This is a genomic window from Brucella grignonensis (genome assembly GCF_002252505.1).
Lineage (GTDB): Bacteria > Pseudomonadota > Alphaproteobacteria > Rhizobiales > Rhizobiaceae > Brucella > Brucella grignonensis.
Map to the genome: position 1 here is coordinate 25,472 of NZ_NNRL01000158.1, position 21,081 is coordinate 46,552.

Sequence of the window (21,081 nt, forward strand, 5' to 3'; positions counted from 1 at the left end):
CTCTCGTGGAACTATTTTCAGGCGGTGACGTTTTCGTACCATAATGCCGCGCTCTATAACATTCTCCAAAGGCGCTCGGGCCTGACAGTAAATGTTAAAAAACAAGAATTGCGGCACTGAGGAGTCCAAGAACCATGACGTTATCGACGCGTATTGCGCCGCACCTTCCCTATCTTCGCCGTTTTTCGCGCGCCCTGACGGGTTCGCAGGCATCAGGTGATGCCTATGTAGCAGCTACATTGGAAGCGTTGATCGCCGATATCAGCATCTTCCCGCCTGCATCCGCCGACCGGATTGCTCTTTATCGGCTGTTCTGCAATCTCTATAAAACGGCATCTATCCAGATACCCGAACCTGCTTCTGAATTCGCATGGGAAAAGCAGGCAACACAGAATTTGTCCCATATCGCGCCTCTGCCCCGCCAAGCCTTTTTGCTCATTGCAGTCGAAGGCTTCAATGATCGTGAGGCGGCCGAGATTCTCGAATTGGAAGAAGGTGAGTTTGGCCGGATTCTGGCAGCGGCTTCTACGGAAATCTCCAAACAAGTCGCGACCCGCATCATGATCATCGAAGATGAACCGCTGATCGCCATGGACATCGAGCAGATGGTCGAAAGCTTGGGCCATGAAGTGGTTGGCATCGCGCGCACCAAGGACGAAGCACTCGCGCTCTATAAGCGAGAAAAGCCACGCATGGTGCTTGCAGATATCCAGCTGGCCGACGGAAGCTCGGGTATCGATGCAGTCAATGAAATCCTTCAGGACGATACCGTTCCTGTGATCTTCATTACAGCATTCCCGGAACGCCTGCTCACAGGTGAGCGGCCTGAGCCGACCTTCCTTGTGACGAAGCCGTTCAATCCCGACATGGTCAAAGCACTTATCAGCCAGGCTTTGTTTTTTGAGGAAGCCGCTCAGGTCGCAGCCTAAAACCACAAGATAGAGTTGTTTAGTCAGTGCCCCCTTAAAGAAAGAAGCTTTTCAGGGGCATTGGCTTTCAGTAAACAATCACTCGCTTGAAAACACGTGATTTTTTGGGTCTGGACCTGCAAATTGTCTATTCCAAGGAACCAAAAGCATACACTGGACGTTTCCTTTTCAATCAATGAAGAGGAGACCCAAAATGCTTTATTACGCTGTCGTTTTTCTCGTAATAGCTCTGGTGGCGGGTGCCTTGGGCTTTGGCGGCATCGCTGGTGCGTCAGCTGGCATTGCACAGATTCTGTTCTTCGTATTCCTTGCACTGCTCGTCGTATCGCTGATCGCGTCGGCTATCCGCAAAGCATAACGCATAGAAAGAAGGCTGTGGGTGGAGGGCTGATTTTAGCCCTCATCCAGCCCCCAGACATATCCTATCGTTATACGGTCTTGGACAAGGGCGCGATCATCCGTCTTCACAACAATCAGATATTATTGAATTCATCATTTCAGAACACGATTTTATCGATCACCAAACTGTTTTCATTCTACAGCGGGCGGCAGTTGAGGCATTCATGACAGCAGCAAACCCATCTCTCAATGAAACAGAGTCGGATGCTTCACGTTTACGCGCATTGCTAAGGGCCGTGCGAAACAGCAATGTTTGCGTTCTCTATCAAACACCTGATCTAATTTATGCGTGGGGTGAGAACATCCCTTCCTACTGGCAGGAGAGATGGAAAGCCGGTGGGCAGGACTGCGATTTTATCTTTTCGACATCCATGTCACGGCTTGATCACGCCAAGCGCACAGCACTTGAGACCGGAACTGCACAGAATGTCGAACTGGCTATCAATGATGGCGACAAGCTTCGCTGGATAGAATTTCACATTGATTGTGATCGCGATTCTGATGGTAATGTACTTGGGCTGGTCACCACGGCTCTTGAAATCAGCGAGTTGAAACGCCGCGAACAAGTGCTGAAAACATTGTTGCGTGAGGTCAGTCACCGCTCCAAAAATCTGCTCGCCATTGTGCAGAGCATCGCCAGCCAAACGGCTCGTTTCACTGATTCTGTCGATGACTTCCTTTTAAAATTCCGCGGCCGTATCCAGTCACTCTCCTATTCCCAAGATCTGGTGACTGATTCCAATTGGCATGGCGCATTGTTTCTGGATCTTGTTCGCTCGCAGATCGAGAAATATATCGACATTAACGACGAGCGCCTGATCATCGAAAGTGACAATCCTTATCTGTTTCCCGGAGCTGCATTGCATGTTGGGCTTGCTCTGCATGAACTGATCATCAATGCGACGTCTTTTGGTGGGCTTTCGATCCCTTATGGCCGCGTCGTCATCTCTGCAAAAATCCAACGCACGCAAAAGGGCGACGAGGAGCTGGTTTTTCATTGGGAAGAAACCAATCCGTCCATGCCCGAAGTCTATCAGCACGATCCACGCTTTGGCAGCGCCGTTCTGCAGCGCATTGTTCCCTCTGCAGTGGGTGGCCATGCTGAGTACCGCGTGGATGGCACGGGGGCGGTCTATTCTCTTACGGTTCCCGCAGAACAATTCGATTCTTAAAATGCAAGCTTAAGTATTCAGGCCGATCCGGCACATCAATCCATTCCGTGCGACAAAAGAAAAGCCGTTATGGTCTTTACCACAACGGCTTTACTCTGAATATGCGGAATGCCAGCTGCATAAACGGGGGGCGTCTGCGCGGCATTCTCGCTGTCCACTTCATACGGGGAGATTGAAGGGGACAATGAAGACTGCGTGCGGGGCGGGTGGCAGGCTTCATATCCCCAGAACGCCAGCTGAAAGATTTGGTTCCCTCAGGATTTAATTTTTTTGCAATAAAGTTCGAGACGGTGATGAACGATCTCATACCCCAACGAACGGGCGATTTCTTCCTGCAATTTTTCAATCTTATCGGAGCGAAATTCAACCACATCACCGCTATCCATATCGATGATATGGTCATGATGGGCACCGCTCGCCTGCTCAAACCGAGACGGCCCGCCAGCAAAGGCATGGCGGTGAATAGCACCGAGCTCTTCCAGCAGTTTCATTGTTCGATAAACAGTCGATAGCGAAATGCTGTTGTCGATCTCAACCGCGCGCCGGAAAATCTCCAGCGCATCCGGGTGATCTTCCGTTTCGGTCAATATGTTCAGGATGATACGGCGCGGTCGCGTAATGCGAACACCAGCCTGCCTCAACTCCTGCTCATAATCGGGCTTCTTGTACGATTCACTCATTCCAGGATTATGCACCGGCAAGGCTCCAGTTGCAAATTTTTGCAACTGGAATGGAGAACATCTCCCCAGGCCATTTTTATCCTGCGCCTAAGCCGCCTCATTTCCTTTCAGCACAATGCATATCTCTCACAACTGAAATTCAAAAATAGGCGAGCGGCGAGAGGCTCAGTACAATGCCGATGAATGCGACAAAGCTGTGCCAGTAAAACAGGCCCCAAAGACCAAAAGCAATTCCTACCGGCGCCGTGTAAACACAGAAAAAGACGATATAGCCGTCGTTACCGACGCCGAAGAAAACAAGATAAAAGAAAATGAAAGCGGTTATTGCACCAAAGATCAGGGATATAATCGCCGAGAAGCACCAATTTTGCTTCCTGATAGGTTTTGCCTGATCCATGCCCTGCCAATTTCCCGAATATGTTCTCAAACCGAACCAGCAACCCCATTCCAGCCATTATTCATACCGTGGAGTTTCAACTGGATAAGACTTTCTAGCCGAGGCATCATCGTGAGCAGTCACCCTTGGTCATGGTGCACCCACCCGAAAATAGGTACCGGCCGCGGTGCCAAAGCCACCTGACGTAGTTTCATCGCAAAACGGGGTCGGAATATTCAGCGTTGCTCCTTGCAGGCGTAACACCAGAGGACCGCCCTCCCCCTTAAATTCGGCTTCACCAGCCGATTTCTGCTCAAGCACACCCTCGAAACTGCACACCCATGTCCCATTGGCCTGATCTGCAACATTGACATTCACAGCAAGTTGGCCTGATGGCTTCTTTTCTACCTCAATGGCACCCCATGCATTGTTCCATTTGCCTTCAAGAGATGAGTTATCTGTGACTGAAATCCAGTTGAGGAATTCTGCACGCATGTCTGTCCGATCAAGCAAACCGGTCAGTCTATTTTCCAGATTAGATAAATTGCTTTCAAAAGCTTCAGCCCGAATCTTGATAAAGGCGCTCTGATCGGTGCGAAGTGCTTCCTTCAATACAGGATCGGCTCTTTCAATCAGTGCAGAATAAGCAATCGACATAGCGCGATCTGCTTCGGCAATGTCTGGCTTAGAACAAATTGCCTTTTCCGTTGTGGTCGAAGCTTTACCACAGTCAAACCCAGCCTGAGCCAGTGCTGGAACCTGGGGGAATACGTAAACTCCTAAAGCAGCACACAAGACAGCAGAGTATTTCGTATGACGCATTTTCACCCTCAGTATTTATCTCTTCAACTGTCGTCGATATGTCTGTGATCAGGAGTAGACTTGTAATGGCTTAATGCCATTTATCCAACTCTTTAAGCAACGTTTGCGTCGAATGCAGGAGGGCCGGGTCGCCACAGTCAGCAAGTATGCGAACGTCTCACCAAGTGGATCAGACGTTAATTTGCGAACACAGGCCGATTTAATTGAAGGTGTCGAAATCATTGGTACGCCCAAGGGGAATCGAACCCCTGTTTGCGCCGTGAGAGGGCGCCGTCCTGACCGCTAGACGATGGGCGCAGAGCCAAGTAGCTTTCGCTGATATAGACCTGACGGGGCAAAAGCGCAATGCCGGCTGAAATTGAGAAGGGCGACAGAACTGCCGCCCTCAAACGCATAATTACTCGACATTGCCAAGCTTGATGCGGCCAACGATACGAGACTCGCGATAATCGTAAACGATAATCTCAGTACCGCCATCTGGCAGCAAAGTTTCCAGCGAAAGCTGCTGACCGGAAAGGCTCTGCGACAACAGGCGCGTGCCCGGCGCAAGCTCAATCTGCGATTCAATCAGCTTGACTGGTTCAGGCTGCGTTGGTGCAATTGCGGCTTGTCCCGGAATGTCAGAACGCGCAGCTTCGGTTTCGCTTGCGTCCGGCGCGCGATTGATCTTGTAGACAACTGCGACAAGCACAGCCATAAGACCAATCAACATAACACCGATTGAAACTGCAAGCAGACGGATCATCTTGCGACGGACTTTCTCCATCGCTGGATCAAGCGGGGGTTCCGGCTGTTGTTGTTCCGGATAATAGCCCTGCTGATAGTCCTGATATCCTGAATCCTGCTGATTCTGATATCGGGGATAGTGTGGATCCTGCATTAAATGACTCCGGTTCATGCACCCGCGTGGGCGCGTGATAACGAAGGGAAGAGACAATTGAAAGAACTAATTGCCGACCTAGACGCTGCGGGCAAAAGATTAGACCAGTGGCTGGCCGCAGCATTGGGGCCGGAACTCTCCCGCAGTCGCGTCCAGTCCCTGATTGCTGAGGGTCATGTGACCCTCGATGGTGTTCCCGCCAGCGGCGCAAAGCAAAAGCTGCGCGAAGGCATGAAGATTGCCATCGTGCTGCCAGAGCCTGAACCTGCCGACCCGCAAGGCGAGAACATCCCGCTGGATATTCTCTATGAAGACGATGATCTCATCGTTATCAACAAGCCCTCTGGCCTTGTTGTCCATCCGGGCAACGGTAACTGGACAGGAACGCTTGTTAATGCCCTCATATATCATTGTGGCGATAGCTTGTCGGGCATCGGTGGTGTACGCCGTCCGGGTATCGTTCATCGCCTCGATAAAGACACAAGCGGCGTTATGGTTGTTGCGAAAAACGACCATTCGCATCGCCACCTGAGCGAACAGTTCGCCGACCATGGCCGCACCGGCGATCTCGAACGCGCCTATCTAGCACTGGTATGGGGCATGACGGAACGTCCTCAAGGCGTGATTGATGCCCATCTTGGCCGCTCACATCGTGATCGCACCAAGCAGGCCGTCGTCAGTGAAGAACGCGAAGACGCGCGACACGCAGTCACCCACTATGTGACGATTGAAAAATTCGCGCCGCAGGAAGATGCAACCGCCCTCGCCTCACTCGTTGAATGCCGCCTTGAAACAGGCCGCACACACCAGATACGCGTTCACATGGCCCATATCGGCCATCCGCTCGTTGGCGATATGGATTATGGCAGTGCATACAAAACCAAAGCCAACAAACTGCCAGAGCCGCTAAAGAACGCGGTACACGGCTTCCACCGTCAGGCACTGCATGCATGGCTGCTCGCTTTCACACATCCTGCAACCGAAGAGCTTATGCGCTTTGAAGCAGCAATGCCGGAAGATATGGAGCACCTTCTGGAAAGTTTCCGCAGCTACTCTATATAAGCTTACAAAGAATATCGGCTCGTTTTGGGCCATGTATGAGGCCATGCATGAAATGGTTTAAGCAGGGGCGCATATCGGAGCATCGTTGACGCATGTGCTCCCTTGCTGTTCACATTCTAGTGACAGATTGTTTCATGAGTTTAAAGATCGTGTTTTTGCCAAAATCGTGCCTATATATGGAGGCTCGCGTGAGGGAAGTGCAGGAGGCAGCCCCCGCGACAGGTTCGCCAGATGGGAGCCTGAAATTATAAAGGAGGGTGCTCTATGGCCCAGGTTAATCTCCCCAGCATTACGTCCGGTGACGGTGGCCTTACCCGTTATCTTGAAGAAATTCGTCGTTTCCCAATGCTTCAGCCGCAGGAAGAATACATGCTGGCGAAGCGTTATCATGAACATACCGATCCGAAGGCTGCCCACAAGCTGGTGACAAGCCATCTTCGCCTCGTTGCGAAGATTGCAATGGGCTATCGTGGCTATGGACTGCCGATCGGCGAAGTGATTTCGGAAGGCAATGTCGGTCTGATGCAGGCCGTCAAGCGCTTTGAACCAGAACGCGGCTTCCGTCTGGCAACTTATGCCATGTGGTGGATCAAGGCCTCGATCCAGGAATATATCCTGCGTTCGTGGAGCCTTGTGAAGATGGGCACGACTGCCAATCAGAAGCGCCTGTTCTTCAATCTGCGCAAGATGAAGAGCAAAATTCAGGCGCTCGACGATGGCGATCTCAACCCCGATCAGGTCAAGCAGATTGCGACCAAGCTACAGGTCAGCGAAGAAGAAGTGGTTTCCATGAACCGCCGTCTCTCGGGTGACGCTTCGCTCAATGCGCCTCTGCGCGCCAGTGAAGGTGAATCGGGCGAATGGCAGGATTGGCTGGTCGATGACAGCAGCAGCCAGGAACAGGTGCTGATCGAACAGGACGAGCTGGAAAGCCGCCGCTCGCTGCTCGAACAGGCCATGGACACGCTCAACGAACGCGAACGCCGCATTTTTGAGGCTCGCCGCCTGTCGGAAGACCCAATGACGCTGGAAGACCTTTCCGGTGAATTTGGCATCAGCCGTGAACGCGTGCGTCAGATTGAAGTGCGCGCTTTTGAAAAAGTACAGGCTGCGGTCAAGGCTGCGGCCATCAAACAGCAGAAGGCGTTGAACCATGTCGAGGAAGCTCACGCTTAAAATTCTGCACTCTTTGAAACCAATCCCTGCCGCAAGTGGATCGTTCCATTTTGCGGCAGTTTGCTTTTAAAGCATGACAAAATTAGCGAGCATATCTCATACGACTGTCACGAAACCGATAAAAAAACGCCAAATAACTGTGATGCAATGGCTTTAGGCAACAGGTGTATTTCACCCAAGCCTGAAGGTCATCTCATGAAAAAGCTCCTGCTCGCTGCAGCTTTCGCTCTCACCGCTGCGACCGCCGTCTCTGCATCTGAATATGTTTCTTATCTCGACTATCCTCAGAAAGAACAGGATGGGAAAGAGTTCTTCACAGCCATTGAAATTCCTCAGGGCAGCTTCACCAAATACGAAATCAACGACAAGACCGGCCACATCGTTGTTGATCGCTACCAGTCCATGCCAGTCATCTATCCGGCCAATTACGGTTCGATCACCAGCACGCTCGCTGGCGACGGTGATCCGCTCGATGCACTTGTCTATACGCGTGAGCCTATCGTTCCGGGCGCTATCATCAAGGTCCGCCCTATTGGCGTTCTGAAGATGATCGACGGCGGTGAAACCGACGACAAGATCGTGGCTGTACCAACGTCGAAAATCGACCCTACCTATGACAACATCAAGGAAATCACTGACCTACCAAAGATCGAGCAGCAGCGCCTGGAAGCCTTCTTCCGTGTCTACAAGCAACTTCCAGAAGGCCGTAAGGTCGTAGAACTCGGTGGCTTTGACACTGCTGAGACTGCTGCAAACGAAGTCGCCAAGGCAATCAAGGCATTCTCTGAAAAGAAATAATCAACCGCACTGAAAGAAAAAGGCCGCTTTAAGCGGCCTTTTTTTGATTCTCGGCTCTGACTTTTAGCTGGCGCCCAGAACGTCGTTGAAAACTTTCTCGCCGGGAACGCCTTTTTCAAGACTGATCAGAGCACGGCGACCATTGCGGTAGGAAACCGGAATGTCGATCCACTGCAGACGACGCATCAGCGAAAGATTGGTATCTTGCGCAGTCTTTGCGTCATTGAGCCAGATAATGAAGAAATTATCCGCGATCTTCGACGGCACAGCGATCAATGGGTTGCCCGCTGCCTGTTCAGTATCCTTGAAGGTAATACGCTGAACATTATCGACGACACCGCCAACAAAATTATCGGGCACAGTGAAGACCATTTCAATCAGATGGCTGGCAGGTATCGACTGATCCGTATTTTTGCGGATCGTCATCTTCAGCTCAACCTTGCTGTCAGGCATCGTGACACTTGCGCGAATGGCAGGTGCTGCTGGTTCGCCTTCACTCGGGCTTTCCTGGATCTCCGACCAGACAACATTTCCACGCTCGACCGAACCGGTTTCCGTGCCACCGCGTTCTTCATAGAGAAGCGCCTGCTGGCCAACAGCGACAGCCTGCTGAGATTGCGGCTGAGTCTGCGTGTTGGTCTGCTCAGGTGTTGGTGTTGAAGCGGCAGTAGACTTGCCTTCACCAACACTCGCCTGACCACCCGATGGGCCTTCATCCGTCTCACTGCCATCCGGCATGAGACGCTGCGTCATCTTCTGCTCTTCAGGTGATGTCGGCGGTGTCTGTTCGCTTGACGGCTGCTCATTGCCTGCGGTCTGTCCGGCGGGCGGTGTCTGTTCTGCAGGTTGCTGTGCGGCTCCGGTATCTCCGCTTACAGGAGCATCGCTGCGACCAAGACTAGATGCGAGTTCCTGCAACTTGTCCTTGTTGGTCCAAACGACATAACCTCCAGCGCCAACGGCCAGAAGAGCAACAAGACCAACGACCAAGCCGGTATAGGAGCGCTTTTCTTTGCGTACATCTCGATCTGCATATTCCCCGCGGCGGGCATATGCCGTGTCGTCAGAACCATCCCGATCACGCTCAACTGCCCAGTCATCATTGTTACGGGAATGGACTGGCGCAGTATCATCGCCACTATCGACATCGCTGTCGGAATAACGAGGCTCAGTCGAAACCGGACCTTCATCATCATAGGACGACATTCGCGTCGAACGCGTTGATTCGTGCAGAAAATCTTCCAGCGGATCGGTCTGCGGTTCTTCGACCACAGGTTTCGATGCTGGCGGAGCGTAAAACGCCTCGACTTCTTCAATAGCATCTTCGAGGATTTTGCGTTGGCGAACAGCCACAACTTGCGAGGCATTTGCCGTCACAAGCTTCTGTTCAATCGTCGCGCGTGCCTTTGCATAGACACGCTGGCGCAGTTCAGGCGATTTGTCTGCCTGCGCATCGATTGTCTTTTTCAGAACCGCTACAAAATCTGCCATGCCGTCTTACCCAGTTTCCGCGAGTACGAGATGCAATAAATGTCTCAATAATCACAATAATCAATGGAAAGCAAAGCCCAGAACAACGATTAAGTGAGCCCTTTCAAAATGATCGCGAAAAAACCTTAAAAAAATACCCGGTCAGCCATAACAGCAAACCGGGTGTTTTCTTTGAAAGAGGAACAAGCCTCAGGCCGATTAGAACGCATTTCCATCTGATTGGATCAGATCGGCGCTCTAAACATTTGTCTCAACGCGCATCTTTGTCCGAAGACCGTTTCACACTTTTCGGGATGCGCTCTAATCCTGGAATGGATCGGTTACGAGGATCGTGTCCTCACGTTCCGGGCTGGTCGAGAGCATGGCAACCGGCGCGCCGATCAGTTCTTCGATGTGCCGGACATATTTGACAGCCTGCGCCGGAAGATCGTTCCACGAACGTGCACCGGCTGTCGTTTCTGACCAGCCTGGCAGCGTTTCATAAATCGGCTTAACGCGAGCCTGCGCACCCATCGACGACGGCAGATAATCAATGCGCTTGCCGTCAAGCTCGTAGGCTACGCAGATCTTGATTTCTTCGAGACCATCGAGAACATCAAGCTTGGTCAGTGCGATACCGGTAATGCCCGACGTGCGAACTGTCTGGCGCACGATAACGGCGTCAAACCAGCCGCAGCGACGCTTACGACCCGTCACCACGCCAAATTCATGACCCTTGGTGCCGAGGAATTCGCCGATTTCATCATCGAGTTCGGTTGGGAACGGACCTTCACCGACGCGGGTGGTGTAAGCCTTGGTAATACCGAGGACATAACCGATTGCTGTCGGACCAAGACCCGAACCGGCAGCTGCCTGACCGGCAACAGTGTTTGAAGACGTTACGAACGGATAGGTGCCGTGGTCGTTATCGAGCAATGCGCCCTGCGCACCTTCGAACAAGATGCGGTCGCCAGCCTTGCGGCGTTCGTCGAGAACGCGCCAGACCTGATCAATATAAGGGAGAATCTTGTCTGCAACCGAGGTCAGCTCTTCAAGAATCGACTTGACTGAGATTTCTTCAAGACCCATGCCCCGACGCAGCAGGTTGTGATGGGCGAGCAGACGCTCAACCTTTGGCTCAAGCGTATCCGGCTCGGTTAGATCGATGACGCGGATCGCGCGACGGCCGACCTTGTCTTCATATGCAGGGCCGATACCGCGCTTGGTCGTCCCGATCTTCAGTCCCGAGTTCGAGCCTTCGCGCATCGCGTCGAGATCACGATGGATCGAGAGGATAAGCGGTGCATTTTCTGCGATGCGCAAAACTTCAGGCGTGATTTCGATGCCCTGACCGCGCAGCTTTTCGACTTCCATGACGAAATGATGCGGATCAACAACAACACCATTGCCAATCACACTCAACTTGCCACGCACAAGACCGGATGGCAGAAGCGAAAGCTTGTAGCTGACGCCATCGATGACAAGCGTATGACCCGCGTTATGACCGCCCTGATAGCGCACGATCACATCGGCGCGCTCGGACAGCCAGTCCACGATCTTTCCCTTGCCCTCGTCGCCCCATTGCGACCCGACGACAACCACATTAGCCATTGAGAAAACTCCTCGGTCCGGCTTTAGCCGTTCAATAAAAACCCAAGGATCGCGCGCAGCCCCGACTATTTAACGCGGGGCGCTGATCCCTCGTCTCTATACAGACTGAATCCCGCTTACGCGACTCTTTCATGCGATAAATGCGAATATTTTCACGAAAACGTGGAAAAGCAGACTTGATGGTTTGAGATTTTGGGGTCAGCGAGGCCTAAGCCATGATCATCGGGTGCCGGAAGCAAAGAAAAGTGCCATTTGCAGACCGCGAGAACCGGAATATCCGCGATCTCTAACCAGCGCGGACCATATACAGCGCCTCATCCGAATAGCCTTTGAGCTTTTCTTCGAGCGCGGGCACGTCGCGGATGACAAAGCCCTTCTTTTCCCAGAAGCCCTGCGAACCATTAACGGCGACGAGTGCCATGGTGACAAAGCCGTCACGTTCGGCCTGCGCTGCCATCAGCTCGACAACACGCGATGCCTGCCCGCCAGAACGGACTTCAGGCAGAAGCGCGATATCGTGAATATAATAAGTACTGGTGTCATTGGGCAGTTCACTCAACACCGAATTAAGTGCCGGAACCGAATCAAGTTTCCATGGGTGGCTTACGCCATAACCGAGAATTTCACTGCCGCGTGCCAGTACAAAACAACCCGCCGGATAAATGCTGAAGCGGTCCCGGAAGACCGCCTCATCCTCGAAGAAATCAGGATGAACAACATTGGCCACAGCCGTTACACCCGCCATATCTGGCGCTTGCATGCGTCGCCATTCTGCCTGTTCAATCCCGTCTGTCATGTTGCTCAAGCTTCCTCGATATTGAATTCCAAAGGTCTTGCCGCCTTGATTGCCTCTTGAGCAATGAGTTCGTCAAGTACCACCTGTGGAATCCTGTCATCGACATAGAGCATCGCAATGGCATCGCCGCCCGGATGGTTACGTCCGAGAGAGAAGTTCGCGATGTTTACATTGTGCTTGCCACAGATCGTTCCGAGCAGACCGATCATGCCTGGAATATCAACATTGGTGACATAAAGCATGTGCGGACCAACTTCGGCATCAAGGTTGATTCCCTTGATCTGAATGAAGCGTACTTTGCCATCAGAGAAGCATGTACCGGCAATCGAGCGCTCGCGTTCAGTCGTCTTCACTGTCAGCTTGATATAGCCGTCGAAGATACCCGACTTGTCACGCTTGATCTCGGAAACGATGATCCCGCGTTCCTTCACCATGATTGGTGCCGAAACCATGTTCACATCAGCAACCTGCGGACGGATCAGACCTGCAAGAGCGGCACTCACCAGAGCGCGGGTGTTCATGCCGGCAGTAGAACCATCAAAGAGCACTTCCACTTCTTGAATAGGCTCGTCCGTTACCTGACCGACGAAGGCACCCAGAACTTCTGCAAGCTTGACAAATGGCTTGAGACGCGGCGCTTCTTCTGCCGTGATCGAGGGCATGTTGATGGCATTGGATACCGCGCCTTTGACGAGGTAATCCGACATCTGCTCGGCTACCTGCAAAGCCACATTTTCCTGTGCTTCCGAAGTCGAAGCACCAAGATGTGGGGTGCAGACCACATTGGGCAGATTGAACAGCTCATTTTCAGTTGCAGGTTCGGTCTCGAATACGTCAATACCAGCGCCTGCCACGTGACCCGATTTCAGCGCTTCCACCAGATCTTTTTCAACGATCAGACCGCCCCGTGCACAGTTGATAATGCGAACACCGGGCTTGGTCTTTGCCAATGCTTCTGCATTGATGATGCCGCGCGTCTTGTCGGTCAGTGGCGTATGCAGCGTGATGAAATCGGCGCGCGCCAGAAGTTCATCCAGCTCGACCTTTTCCACGCCCAGTTCCTGCGCGCGCGCTTCTGAAAGAAACGGATCGAACGCCACAACATGCATCTTGAGGCCAATACCGCGCGCTGCAACCACAGCACCAATATTGCCGCAACCGACAACACCAAGCGTCTTGCCGGTGATTTCCACGCCCATGAAGCGGTTCTTTTCCCACTTGCCAGCGCGAGTGGAGACGTCGGCTTCTGGAAGCTGGCGCGCAACCGAAAACATGAGCGCAATTGCATGTTCTGCAGTGGTGATCGAATTGCCGAAAGGCGTATTCATCACAATGATACCGCGGCGCGATGCGGCCGGAATATCAACATTGTCCACACCGATACCAGCGCGCCCGACAACCTTGAGGTTGGTGGCGGCAGCAATCAGCTTTTCTGTAACCTTGGTGGCCGAACGGATCGCCAAGCCATCATATTGACCAATGACTTCAAGGAGCTTTTCCTTGTCCTTGCCAAGATCGGGCAGATAATCAACGTCAACGCCGCGATCCTTGAAAATCTGGACGGCGGTCGGTGACAATTTATCAGATACGAGAACGCGAGGTGCCATGAAAGGCCTCCTTCAAGTAATCTTTAATCGAGCATGTCCAGAAAAACCAAGCAAAAACTCTGAAGCGGCTTTACGCCTGAACCATGCATCGCGACAAATGGAATGCTGATCGTGATCGCCCCAACGCGACCACGATTTCATGCATTTCCCCGGATTAAGCAGCAGCTTTCAGCGCGGCTTTCTGTGAGCCAAAAGCCCAATCAAGCCATGCTGTCAGCGCTTTGAGATCAGAAGCCTCAACCGTAGCGCCAGCCCAGATGCGCAAGCCCGATGGTGCATCGCGATAAGCGCCGATATCGAAGGCAACGCCCTCTTTTTCAAGCGCAGAGACGATACCCTTGGCAAAAGCTGCCTGCGCGTCGGCCGAAAGTGCTGTCACTTCCGGATCAACAATGGTCAGACAGATAGAGGTATTGGAGCGCGTTTCAGGCTTCACCGCCAGATTGGCAATCCATGGTGTCTTCTCAACGAAATCATCGAGAACTGCAAAATTCGCATCCGCACGTCCGACTAGACCGTCAAGACCGCCAACCGAACGCGCCCAGTTCAACGCATCAAGATAATCTTCAACGCAAAGCATGGACGGCGTATTGATCGTTTCACCGACAAAAATGCCTTCGATGAGCTTGCCACCTGAAGTGAGGCGGAAGATCTTCGGCAATGGCCATGCAGGCTTGTAGCTTTCCAGACGCTCAACAGCGCGTGGGGAGAGAATGAGGATGCCGTGTGCACCCTCCCCGCCCAGCACTTTCTGCCAGGAGAAGGTAACAACATCGAGCTTTGCGAAATCAAGGCGCTGCGCGAAAGCGGCCGATGTTGCGTCGCAGATCGTCAGGCCTTTGCGCGTTGCCGGGATGAAGTCGGCATTTGGCACGCGCACGCCGGATGTCGTGCCGTTCCAGGTGAAAACAACGTCGCGGTCGAAATCAACGTCTGCGAAATCGACAATCTCGCCATAAGGCGCAACAAAGGTGCGAGTATCTTCGAGCTTGAGCTGCTTGATCACATCTGTAACCCAGCCGGAACCAAAGCTCTCCCACGCAACCATATCCACGCCGCGCTCACCGAGCAGCGACCACAAAGCCATTTCGACCGCACCTGTGTCAGATGCGGGCACAATACCGATGCGGTAATCAGCCGGTACGCCGAGAATTTCGCGGGTAAGGTCTATGGCTTCTTTCAGCTTGTTCTTGCCGATTTTCGCGCGGTGCGAACGGCCAAGCGGCGCATCGGCAAGCGCTTGAAGCGACCAACCGGGGCGTTTTGCACAGGGACCAGATGAAAAATTAGGGTTAGCCGGGCGAACTGCCGGCTTCGCAATCGTCGTCATTTTGTTTCCTATCCTCACAGATAGCACGCGCCTCGTTGGGGAGGCGTGGCCCGCTGACGAAAATACCGGAAAGCAAAATTTTCACAATATGGTATGAAAGTTATTTTTACAGAACCCGCCGAGGTTGCCCCGGCGGGCTCGGATGACTCAAGATTTATTTTCCGGATGGCTTATCCTGCATGCGGGCATAAAAGCTTGCGATGAGTGCGCCGGAAACATTGTGCCACACACTGAAAACAGCACTCGGAACAGCCGCCAATGGCGAGAAATGCGCATTCGCAAGGGCTGCGCCCAGACCACTGTTCTGCATGCCGACCTCAATGCTGATTGCCTTGCGTTTGGCAAGCGACAGACCAGCGGCGCGGGCCGCGAAATAACCCAACAGCAAACCAAAGCCGTTATGCAGCACGACAACCGCGAAAATGAGTGCCCCAGACTGGGCAATTGCAACCTTGTTGACTGCAACAACAGCGGCGACAATCAGAACGATACCGATGACTGACACCAGCGGCAGCATTGGAACTGCTGCCTTCACAAGACCTGGCATCAGCTTTTGCAGAATAAAGCCAAGTGCAAGCGGCACGAGAATCACCTTGAGAATGCTGATGAACATGCTCATTGCATCGACCGGAAGATACTGGCTGGCAAAGAACCAGACAAGAAACGGCGTGACAAGCGGTGCGAGCAAGGTTGTCACGCTGGTGCAGGCAACACTGAGTGCAACATCCCCTTTGCTGAGATAAGCCATCACATTGCTTGCCGTGCCGCCCGGACAACAGCCAACTAGAATGACACCCGCAGCGACTTCCGGTGACATCGGGATAATGCGCGTCAGCAAAACAGCAAGGAGCGGCATAATCAGGAACTGGGCAAAAACACCGATCAGTACTTCAAACGGCCGTTTGGCAACTTCCGCGAAATCCTTGGTCGAAATCGTCAGTCCCATGCCAAACATGATGATGCCGAGGAGCACAACGATCCACGGCGCAAACACGCTGAACGTCGATGGCAGCAGGAAACCAAGTACGGCAAAAACGATAATCCAGACGGCAAAAGAGCGTCCGACGAAATCTGACAAAGCTACGAGGGCTTTCATTTCTCTCCCTTCAAACTGCGCACAGTCCAGTTTTTATTTTTCAGGCAACACTAATTTCTTGCGGCCTTGTATGCGCAAACTGAAATTTTAAAAACGAAAAATCGACGAAAAACTAACTTATGTGCAGTTTGGACAGGATTTTTAGAAACAAAAACAAAAAGGCTCGGTCACCCGAGCCTTCGTTTCAATCAATGCGTCACGATCAGCCGCCGAACATATAACGCAGGCCAACGCGTACATCGTGGACATTCATGCCTTTGTCGTAGCCGTCGCCAAGCCCATAGGCACCGTCAAACATCTTGCCACCATTGATATGGCGGTAACGATAACCGGCATCAAGCTTGAGGTTTTGGGTCAGATCAACCGAAGCACCGGCCATGAGAGCATAGGTGAAACGCCAGTTCGCGTCGCCGGGCAATACACCGCCATTTGTCGTATCAACAAGATCATCCCACTTCACGCGGGTACCACCGATACCGGCACCGACATAAGGTGTCACGCCACCAAAATTGCCAAGATCAACATAAGCATTGGCCAGAAGCGATAGCGCAGACATCTGGCTTTCATCGCGGTCGCTGGTGAATTTCGCACGAGTCATGTAGTCGAGCGTCAAATCCGTGCGGAAGTAATCGGTCACCTGATAACCAACACCACCGCCAATCAGAAACGAACCCTTCAGCTTTCCACCATGGATCTGCGGATCACCGTCACCGCAGGGATCACCACATCCGCCGCCGCCTGGCAGCGTATAGCTGGCGCCACGGAATTTCGCCGCTGAGTAGCCCACGTCACCACGCAGATACCAGCCTCCGACGGCTGGAGGCGCGACAACCACTTCCGGTACGGGTTCAATATAGTCTGCCGCCAAGCCAAGAGAACCTGAAGCCATCAAAGCTGCCGATGCGACCAAACCAGCACACAAATTTCTAATAAGACTGTTCATTTATCTGCCCCATCGATTTGTCACGCCGCAACCGCGTCGGAACCGAGTATTCAGAGGCAGACTATTCAGGAAAAGTTAAATACAACTTAACCATTTTTTTTAACTACGTTTATTAAGCTTCTCTAAATTATGAAATGTCGCATATCAGCAATAAAAAAAGCGCGGAAAACACCGCGCTTTTTGGGTTTCATATGCTTTCGGCTTACAGTGGTTCCAGTTAAGACTGAATCGTTGAAGCCGCTGTAACTATTTGTTTTTTCGCATTATCCTACGCAAAACCGCTTCGCACTTTTTGCTGGAAATGCTTTAATCAGGCCGCTGCACTTTCCGAAGAAATCACACTGATAATATCGTTCACGACCTTTTCGACGAGAATGCGATCATCCCCTTCCGCCATCACGCGGATAAGCGGCTCGGTTCCCGATGGACGAATGACAAGACGACCTTTAGCGCCAAGACGTTCAGTGGCTTCGTCAATCGCACTCTTGACCTTCTTGTTCTCAAGCGGCTTGCCACCAGACGTGCGGACATTCTTGAGAAGCTGCGGCACGGGTTCGAACTTGCGACACAACTCGCTCAACGACTTGTTTTCTTCCTGCGCAACCGCAAGTATCTGCAAAGCGGAAACCAGTCCGTCACCAGTCGTCGCAAAATCCGACAGAACAATATGCCCCGATTGTTCGCCGCCCACATTGAAGCCATGCTCACGCATATGCTCAACCACATAACGATCGCCGACTTTGGTGCGGGCAAGCGTCATATTGTGATCATGCAGGAAGCGTTCGAGACCGAGATTGGACATGATCGTCGCGACAATACCGCCGCCTTGCAGGCGGTCAGACCGAGCCCATGATTCGGCAATCACTGCCAGAAGCTGGTCGCCATCGATCACGGTTCCATTTTCATCAACGAGCAGAACGCGATCCGCATCACCATCAAGCGCTATGCCGACATCGGCCCGCACTTCATGCACCTTCTTCATCAGGCCAATGGGATGAGTTGAACCACAATCCTCATTGATATTGATGCCGTTCGGCTCATCATTGATGGTGATGACTTCCGCACCAAGTTCCCATAGGGCCGCAGGCGCTACCTTGTAGCCCGCGCCATTGGCGCAATCGACAACGACGCGCAGACCGTTCAGATCGATATTGCGCGGAAGTGTGCGCTTCGCAAACTCGATATAGCGATAAATATCGCCATCTACGCGCTTTGCCTTGCCCACTTCACCATGCGTCGCGAGATGGGCCGAGAGATCGCTATCGATCAAACTTTCGATCTGCAATTCAATCTCGTCAGAAAGCTTGAAGCCGTCAGGGCCAAAAAGCTTGATGCCATTGTCAAAGAACGGATTGTGCGAGGCGGAAATCATCACGCCGATATCGGCACGCAATGAACGGCACAACATGGCAACAGCCGGTGTCGGAATTGGCCCGAGCAGAAAGACGTCCATGCCAGCTGCAGTAAAGCCTGCCACCAGTGCGTTTTCCAGCATGTAGCCAGAACGGCGCGTATCCTTGCCGATCACAACCCGCGAGGCCTGGCCTTTGCGGCGGAAAATATGCCCAACTGCCATACCAACTTTCATGGCAATATCAGGCGTCATCGGAAAGCTGTTTGCCTTGCCGCGAATGCCGTCTGTTCCAAAATATTTACGCGTCATATTTTTAGCCTTGCGTTGCGCCTTAGAGCCGTCTCGAAGCAATCAAATATCAGTCGCTGTTAAACCAGTGAGACAGCAATGGCAGCCGAACCTTTTAGTCCGGCAATAGATCGTCTGCGTTATTAGCGCAAAACCACCCGTCATTGCAATTTCACCTTTCGGGGAGCCAGATCGCATCAAAGCCTCATGCCCACATTGTGCGTATGATGCGCCGAAATCCTTAACCGAGCCTTGTTATGGATTTATACCCACAGAAGAGAAAAGCCGGGCAAATTGCCCGGCTTTCAAAATCTGCAACAGATGATGCTTATTGCGGCTGCGGGTTAGGCTCTATGCCAGGCTCGTTGCCCGGCTCATCACCCTTGCGCTTGCGCGCGCTGCCAGCTTTCGGCACACCCGAACCACGAGACGGCGTATCACTGCCCTGATCGCGCGATGGCTTGTTGCCTGCGATCAGTTCCTTGATTTCATCACCGCTCAGCGTTTCATATTCCAGAAGGCCTTCAGCGATGGCAATCCAGTCTTCGCGCTTTTCCGTCAAGATACGGGTCGCATCAGCATAGGCTTCGTCGATCAGGCGACGCACTTCAGCGTCAATGATCTGTGCAGTTTCTTCCGAAACATTCTGCGTGCGCGAAACCGAATGACCAAGGAAGACTTCTTCCTGGTTGTCGCCATAAGCCACGCGGCCGAGCTTGTCGGAATAACCCCACTGGGTAACCATCGAACGAGCGAGCTTGGTAGCCTGCTGAATATCGGAGGAAGCACCAGAGGTGATGTTTTCTTTGCCGAATTTCAGCTCTTCAGCCACACGACCACCCATCATGATCGCCAGACGAGACACCATCCACGTATAAGTCGCGGAATAACGATCGCCCTCTGGCAACTGCATCACCATGCCAAGCGCACGACCACGCGGAATAATGGTTGCCTTATGGACTGGATCAGCCTTTGGAACATGGATCGCAACAACCGCATGACCCGCTTCGTGATAAGCCGTATTGGCCTTTTCTTCCGGCGTCATGGCGGAGCGGCGTTCCGCACCCATCATGATCTTGTCCTTGGCGTCTTCGAATTCCTGCATGGTGACGAGACGTTTGTTACGACGTGCGGCCATCAAAGCAGATTCGTTCACGAGATTGGCAAGATCAGCACCGGAGAAGCCCGGCGTACCGCGTGCAATCACCTTAAGATCGACATTGGGTGCAAGCGGAACATTGCGCACATGCACTTTCAGGATCTGCTCACGACCAACGATATCCGGGTTCGGAACCACGACCTGACGGTCGAAACGGCCCGGACGAAGAAGCGCTGGGTCAAGAACGTCGGGACGGTTGGTAGCAGCAATCAGAATGATTGATTCGTTTGCTTCAAAACCATCCATTTCGACCAGAAGCTGGTTCAGCGTCTGTTCGCGTTCGTCGTTGCCGCCGCCAAGACCGGCACCACGGTGGCGACCGACAGCATCGATTTCGTCGATGAAGATGATGCAAGGTGCATTCTTCTTGGCCTGTTCGAACATGTCACGGACGCGGCTTGCACCAACACCGACAAACATTTCAACAAAGTCAGAACCGGAAATCGTGAAGAACGGCACATTGGCTTCGCCTGCAACGGAACGCGCAAGAAGCGTCTTACCGGTTCCGGGAGGTCCAACGAGCAGAACGCCGCGTGGAATCTTACCGCCCAGACGCTGGAACTTCTGCGGATCACGCAGGAATTCTACGATTTCTTCCAGATCCTGCTTGGCTTCTTCAACACCTGCTACGTCCTGAAAGGTCACACGGCCATGCGCTTCCGTCAGAAGCTTGGCCTTGGACTTGCCAAAGCCCATCGCACCGCGCGAACCGCCTTGCATCTGGCGCATGAAGAAAATCCACACGCCCAGAATAAGGATCATCGGCAGCCAGGACAGAAGGATACCCAAGAGCGAGCTGGAACCGTCGCTTTCAGGACGGGCAGTGATGGCCACGCCCTTTTCCTCAAGACGGGAAACCAGTCCGGTATCACCCGGTGAATAGGTCTGGAATGTCGAGCCGTTATCGGCAAACGTACCGCTGATCCGCTCACCAGTAATTGTTACCGACTTTACGCGCCCGTTGGAAACGTCGTCGATAAACTGGGAATAGGAAACTTCACGGGAATTGGTGCGCTGGCCAGGACTCTGGAACAGGTTGAACAGCGCGATCAAGAGCAGAGCAATGATCGCCCAAAGGGCGAAGTTGCGATAGTTCGGATTCATAACGGGTCCAATCGATACCACGGCCATCC

General features: G+C 52.7%; 19 protein-coding genes and 1 tRNA gene. 6 read left to right on the plus strand and 14 right to left on the minus strand.

Features of this window, described 5'->3' with window-relative positions:
• Positions 1–134 precede the first annotated feature (134 nt).
• The 3 genes from CEV33_RS09760 (at position 135) to CEV33_RS09770 (ending at position 2,500) form a co-directional block, all read left to right on the plus strand.
• Complete coding sequence (locus CEV33_RS09760; RefSeq protein ID WP_094540315.1) at positions 135–929, plus strand: response regulator; 795 nt, start codon at positions 135–137, stop codon at positions 927–929.
• Positions 930–1,122: 193 nt separating this feature from the next.
• A complete protein-coding gene (locus CEV33_RS09765) occupies positions 1,123–1,287 on the plus strand; it encodes a DUF1328 domain-containing protein (RefSeq protein ID WP_094540316.1) in 165 nt (54 codons plus the stop codon).
• 205 nt (positions 1,288–1,492) lie between these two features.
• A complete protein-coding gene (locus CEV33_RS09770; protein ID WP_094540317.1) occupies positions 1,493–2,500 on the plus strand; it encodes a sensor histidine kinase in 1,008 nt (335 codons plus the stop codon).
• A 254-nt stretch (positions 2,501–2,754) separates the two neighbouring features.
• Here CEV33_RS09770 and CEV33_RS09775 read toward each other — a convergent pair whose 3' ends face one another.
• From CEV33_RS09775 to CEV33_RS09795, 5 genes are all read right to left on the minus strand, one after another.
• Positions 2,755–3,180, minus strand: a complete 426-nt coding sequence (locus CEV33_RS09775; protein ID WP_024895691.1) for a Fur family transcriptional regulator — start codon at positions 3,178–3,180, stop codon at positions 2,755–2,757.
• A gap of 139 nt (positions 3,181–3,319) precedes the next feature.
• Positions 3,320–3,577, minus strand: coding sequence for a hypothetical protein (locus tag CEV33_RS09780; RefSeq protein WP_235818393.1), 258 nt, complete (start codon positions 3,575–3,577; stop codon positions 3,320–3,322).
• Positions 3,578–3,706: 129 nt separating this feature from the next.
• Complete coding sequence (locus CEV33_RS09785) at positions 3,707–4,378, minus strand: lysozyme inhibitor LprI family protein (RefSeq protein WP_094540318.1); 672 nt, start codon at positions 4,376–4,378, stop codon at positions 3,707–3,709.
• A 222-nt stretch (positions 4,379–4,600) separates the two neighbouring features.
• Positions 4,601–4,675, minus strand: a tRNA-Glu gene (locus CEV33_RS09790).
• Between the two features lie 100 nt (positions 4,676–4,775).
• Positions 4,776–5,258, minus strand: a complete 483-nt coding sequence (locus tag CEV33_RS09795; protein ID WP_094540319.1) for a hypothetical protein — start codon at positions 5,256–5,258, stop codon at positions 4,776–4,778.
• Between the two features lie 3 nt (positions 5,259–5,261).
• Here CEV33_RS09795 and CEV33_RS09800 point away from each other — a divergent pair, with 3 nt between their 5' ends.
• The 3 genes from CEV33_RS09800 to CEV33_RS09810 all read left to right on the plus strand — a co-directional run bounded on the left by CEV33_RS09800 (position 5,262) and on the right by CEV33_RS09810 (position 8,294).
• Entirely contained in the window at positions 5,262–6,320 is a 1,059-nt protein-coding gene (locus CEV33_RS09800) for an RluA family pseudouridine synthase (RefSeq protein WP_208620183.1), read from the plus strand.
• 264 nt (positions 6,321–6,584) lie between these two features.
• Positions 6,585–7,496: an RNA polymerase sigma factor RpoH gene (gene rpoH, locus CEV33_RS09805; RefSeq protein ID WP_094540321.1), complete on the plus strand. Its 912-nt coding sequence runs from the start codon at positions 6,585–6,587 to the stop codon at positions 7,494–7,496.
• A gap of 195 nt (positions 7,497–7,691) precedes the next feature.
• Positions 7,692–8,294, plus strand: a complete 603-nt coding sequence (locus CEV33_RS09810; protein ID WP_094540322.1) for an inorganic diphosphatase — start codon at positions 7,692–7,694, stop codon at positions 8,292–8,294.
• A 63-nt stretch (positions 8,295–8,357) separates the two neighbouring features.
• Here the strand turns inward: CEV33_RS09810 and CEV33_RS09815 are convergent, their stop codons facing one another.
• The 9 genes from CEV33_RS09815 to ftsH form a co-directional block, all read right to left on the minus strand.
• Positions 8,358–9,785: a transcriptional regulator gene (locus tag CEV33_RS09815; RefSeq protein WP_094540323.1), complete on the minus strand. Its 1,428-nt coding sequence runs from the start codon at positions 9,783–9,785 to the stop codon at positions 8,358–8,360.
• Between the two features lie 300 nt (positions 9,786–10,085).
• A complete protein-coding gene (locus tag CEV33_RS09820; protein WP_094540324.1) occupies positions 10,086–11,375 on the minus strand; it encodes an adenylosuccinate synthase in 1,290 nt (429 codons plus the stop codon).
• A 286-nt stretch (positions 11,376–11,661) separates the two neighbouring features.
• Complete coding sequence (locus CEV33_RS09825) at positions 11,662–12,171, minus strand: GNAT family N-acetyltransferase (RefSeq protein WP_094540325.1); 510 nt, start codon at positions 12,169–12,171, stop codon at positions 11,662–11,664.
• 5 nt (positions 12,172–12,176) lie between these two features.
• Entirely contained in the window at positions 12,177–13,778 is a 1,602-nt protein-coding gene (gene serA / locus CEV33_RS09830) for a phosphoglycerate dehydrogenase (RefSeq protein ID WP_094540326.1), read from the minus strand.
• Between the two features lie 154 nt (positions 13,779–13,932).
• Positions 13,933–15,108 (minus strand): phosphoserine transaminase, encoded by a 1,176-nt coding sequence (locus CEV33_RS09835; protein ID WP_094540327.1) that lies wholly within the window; start codon positions 15,106–15,108, stop codon positions 13,933–13,935.
• Positions 15,109–15,262: 154 nt separating this feature from the next.
• The gene (locus CEV33_RS09840; protein WP_094540328.1) at positions 15,263–16,204 is read right to left on the minus strand and encodes a bile acid:sodium symporter family protein; all 942 of its coding nucleotides are present in this window, start codon (positions 16,202–16,204) and stop codon (positions 15,263–15,265) included.
• A 202-nt stretch (positions 16,205–16,406) separates the two neighbouring features.
• Positions 16,407–17,147, minus strand: coding sequence for an outer membrane protein (locus CEV33_RS09845; protein WP_094540329.1), 741 nt, complete (start codon positions 17,145–17,147; stop codon positions 16,407–16,409).
• A gap of 310 nt (positions 17,148–17,457) precedes the next feature.
• Complete coding sequence (gene glmM / locus CEV33_RS09850) at positions 17,458–18,810, minus strand: phosphoglucosamine mutase (protein ID WP_094540330.1); 1,353 nt, start codon at positions 18,808–18,810, stop codon at positions 17,458–17,460.
• Positions 18,811–19,117: 307 nt separating this feature from the next.
• Positions 19,118–21,052, minus strand: coding sequence for an ATP-dependent zinc metalloprotease FtsH (gene ftsH / locus CEV33_RS09855; RefSeq protein WP_094540483.1), 1,935 nt, complete (start codon positions 21,050–21,052; stop codon positions 19,118–19,120).
• Positions 21,053–21,081: the final 29 nt, after the last annotated feature.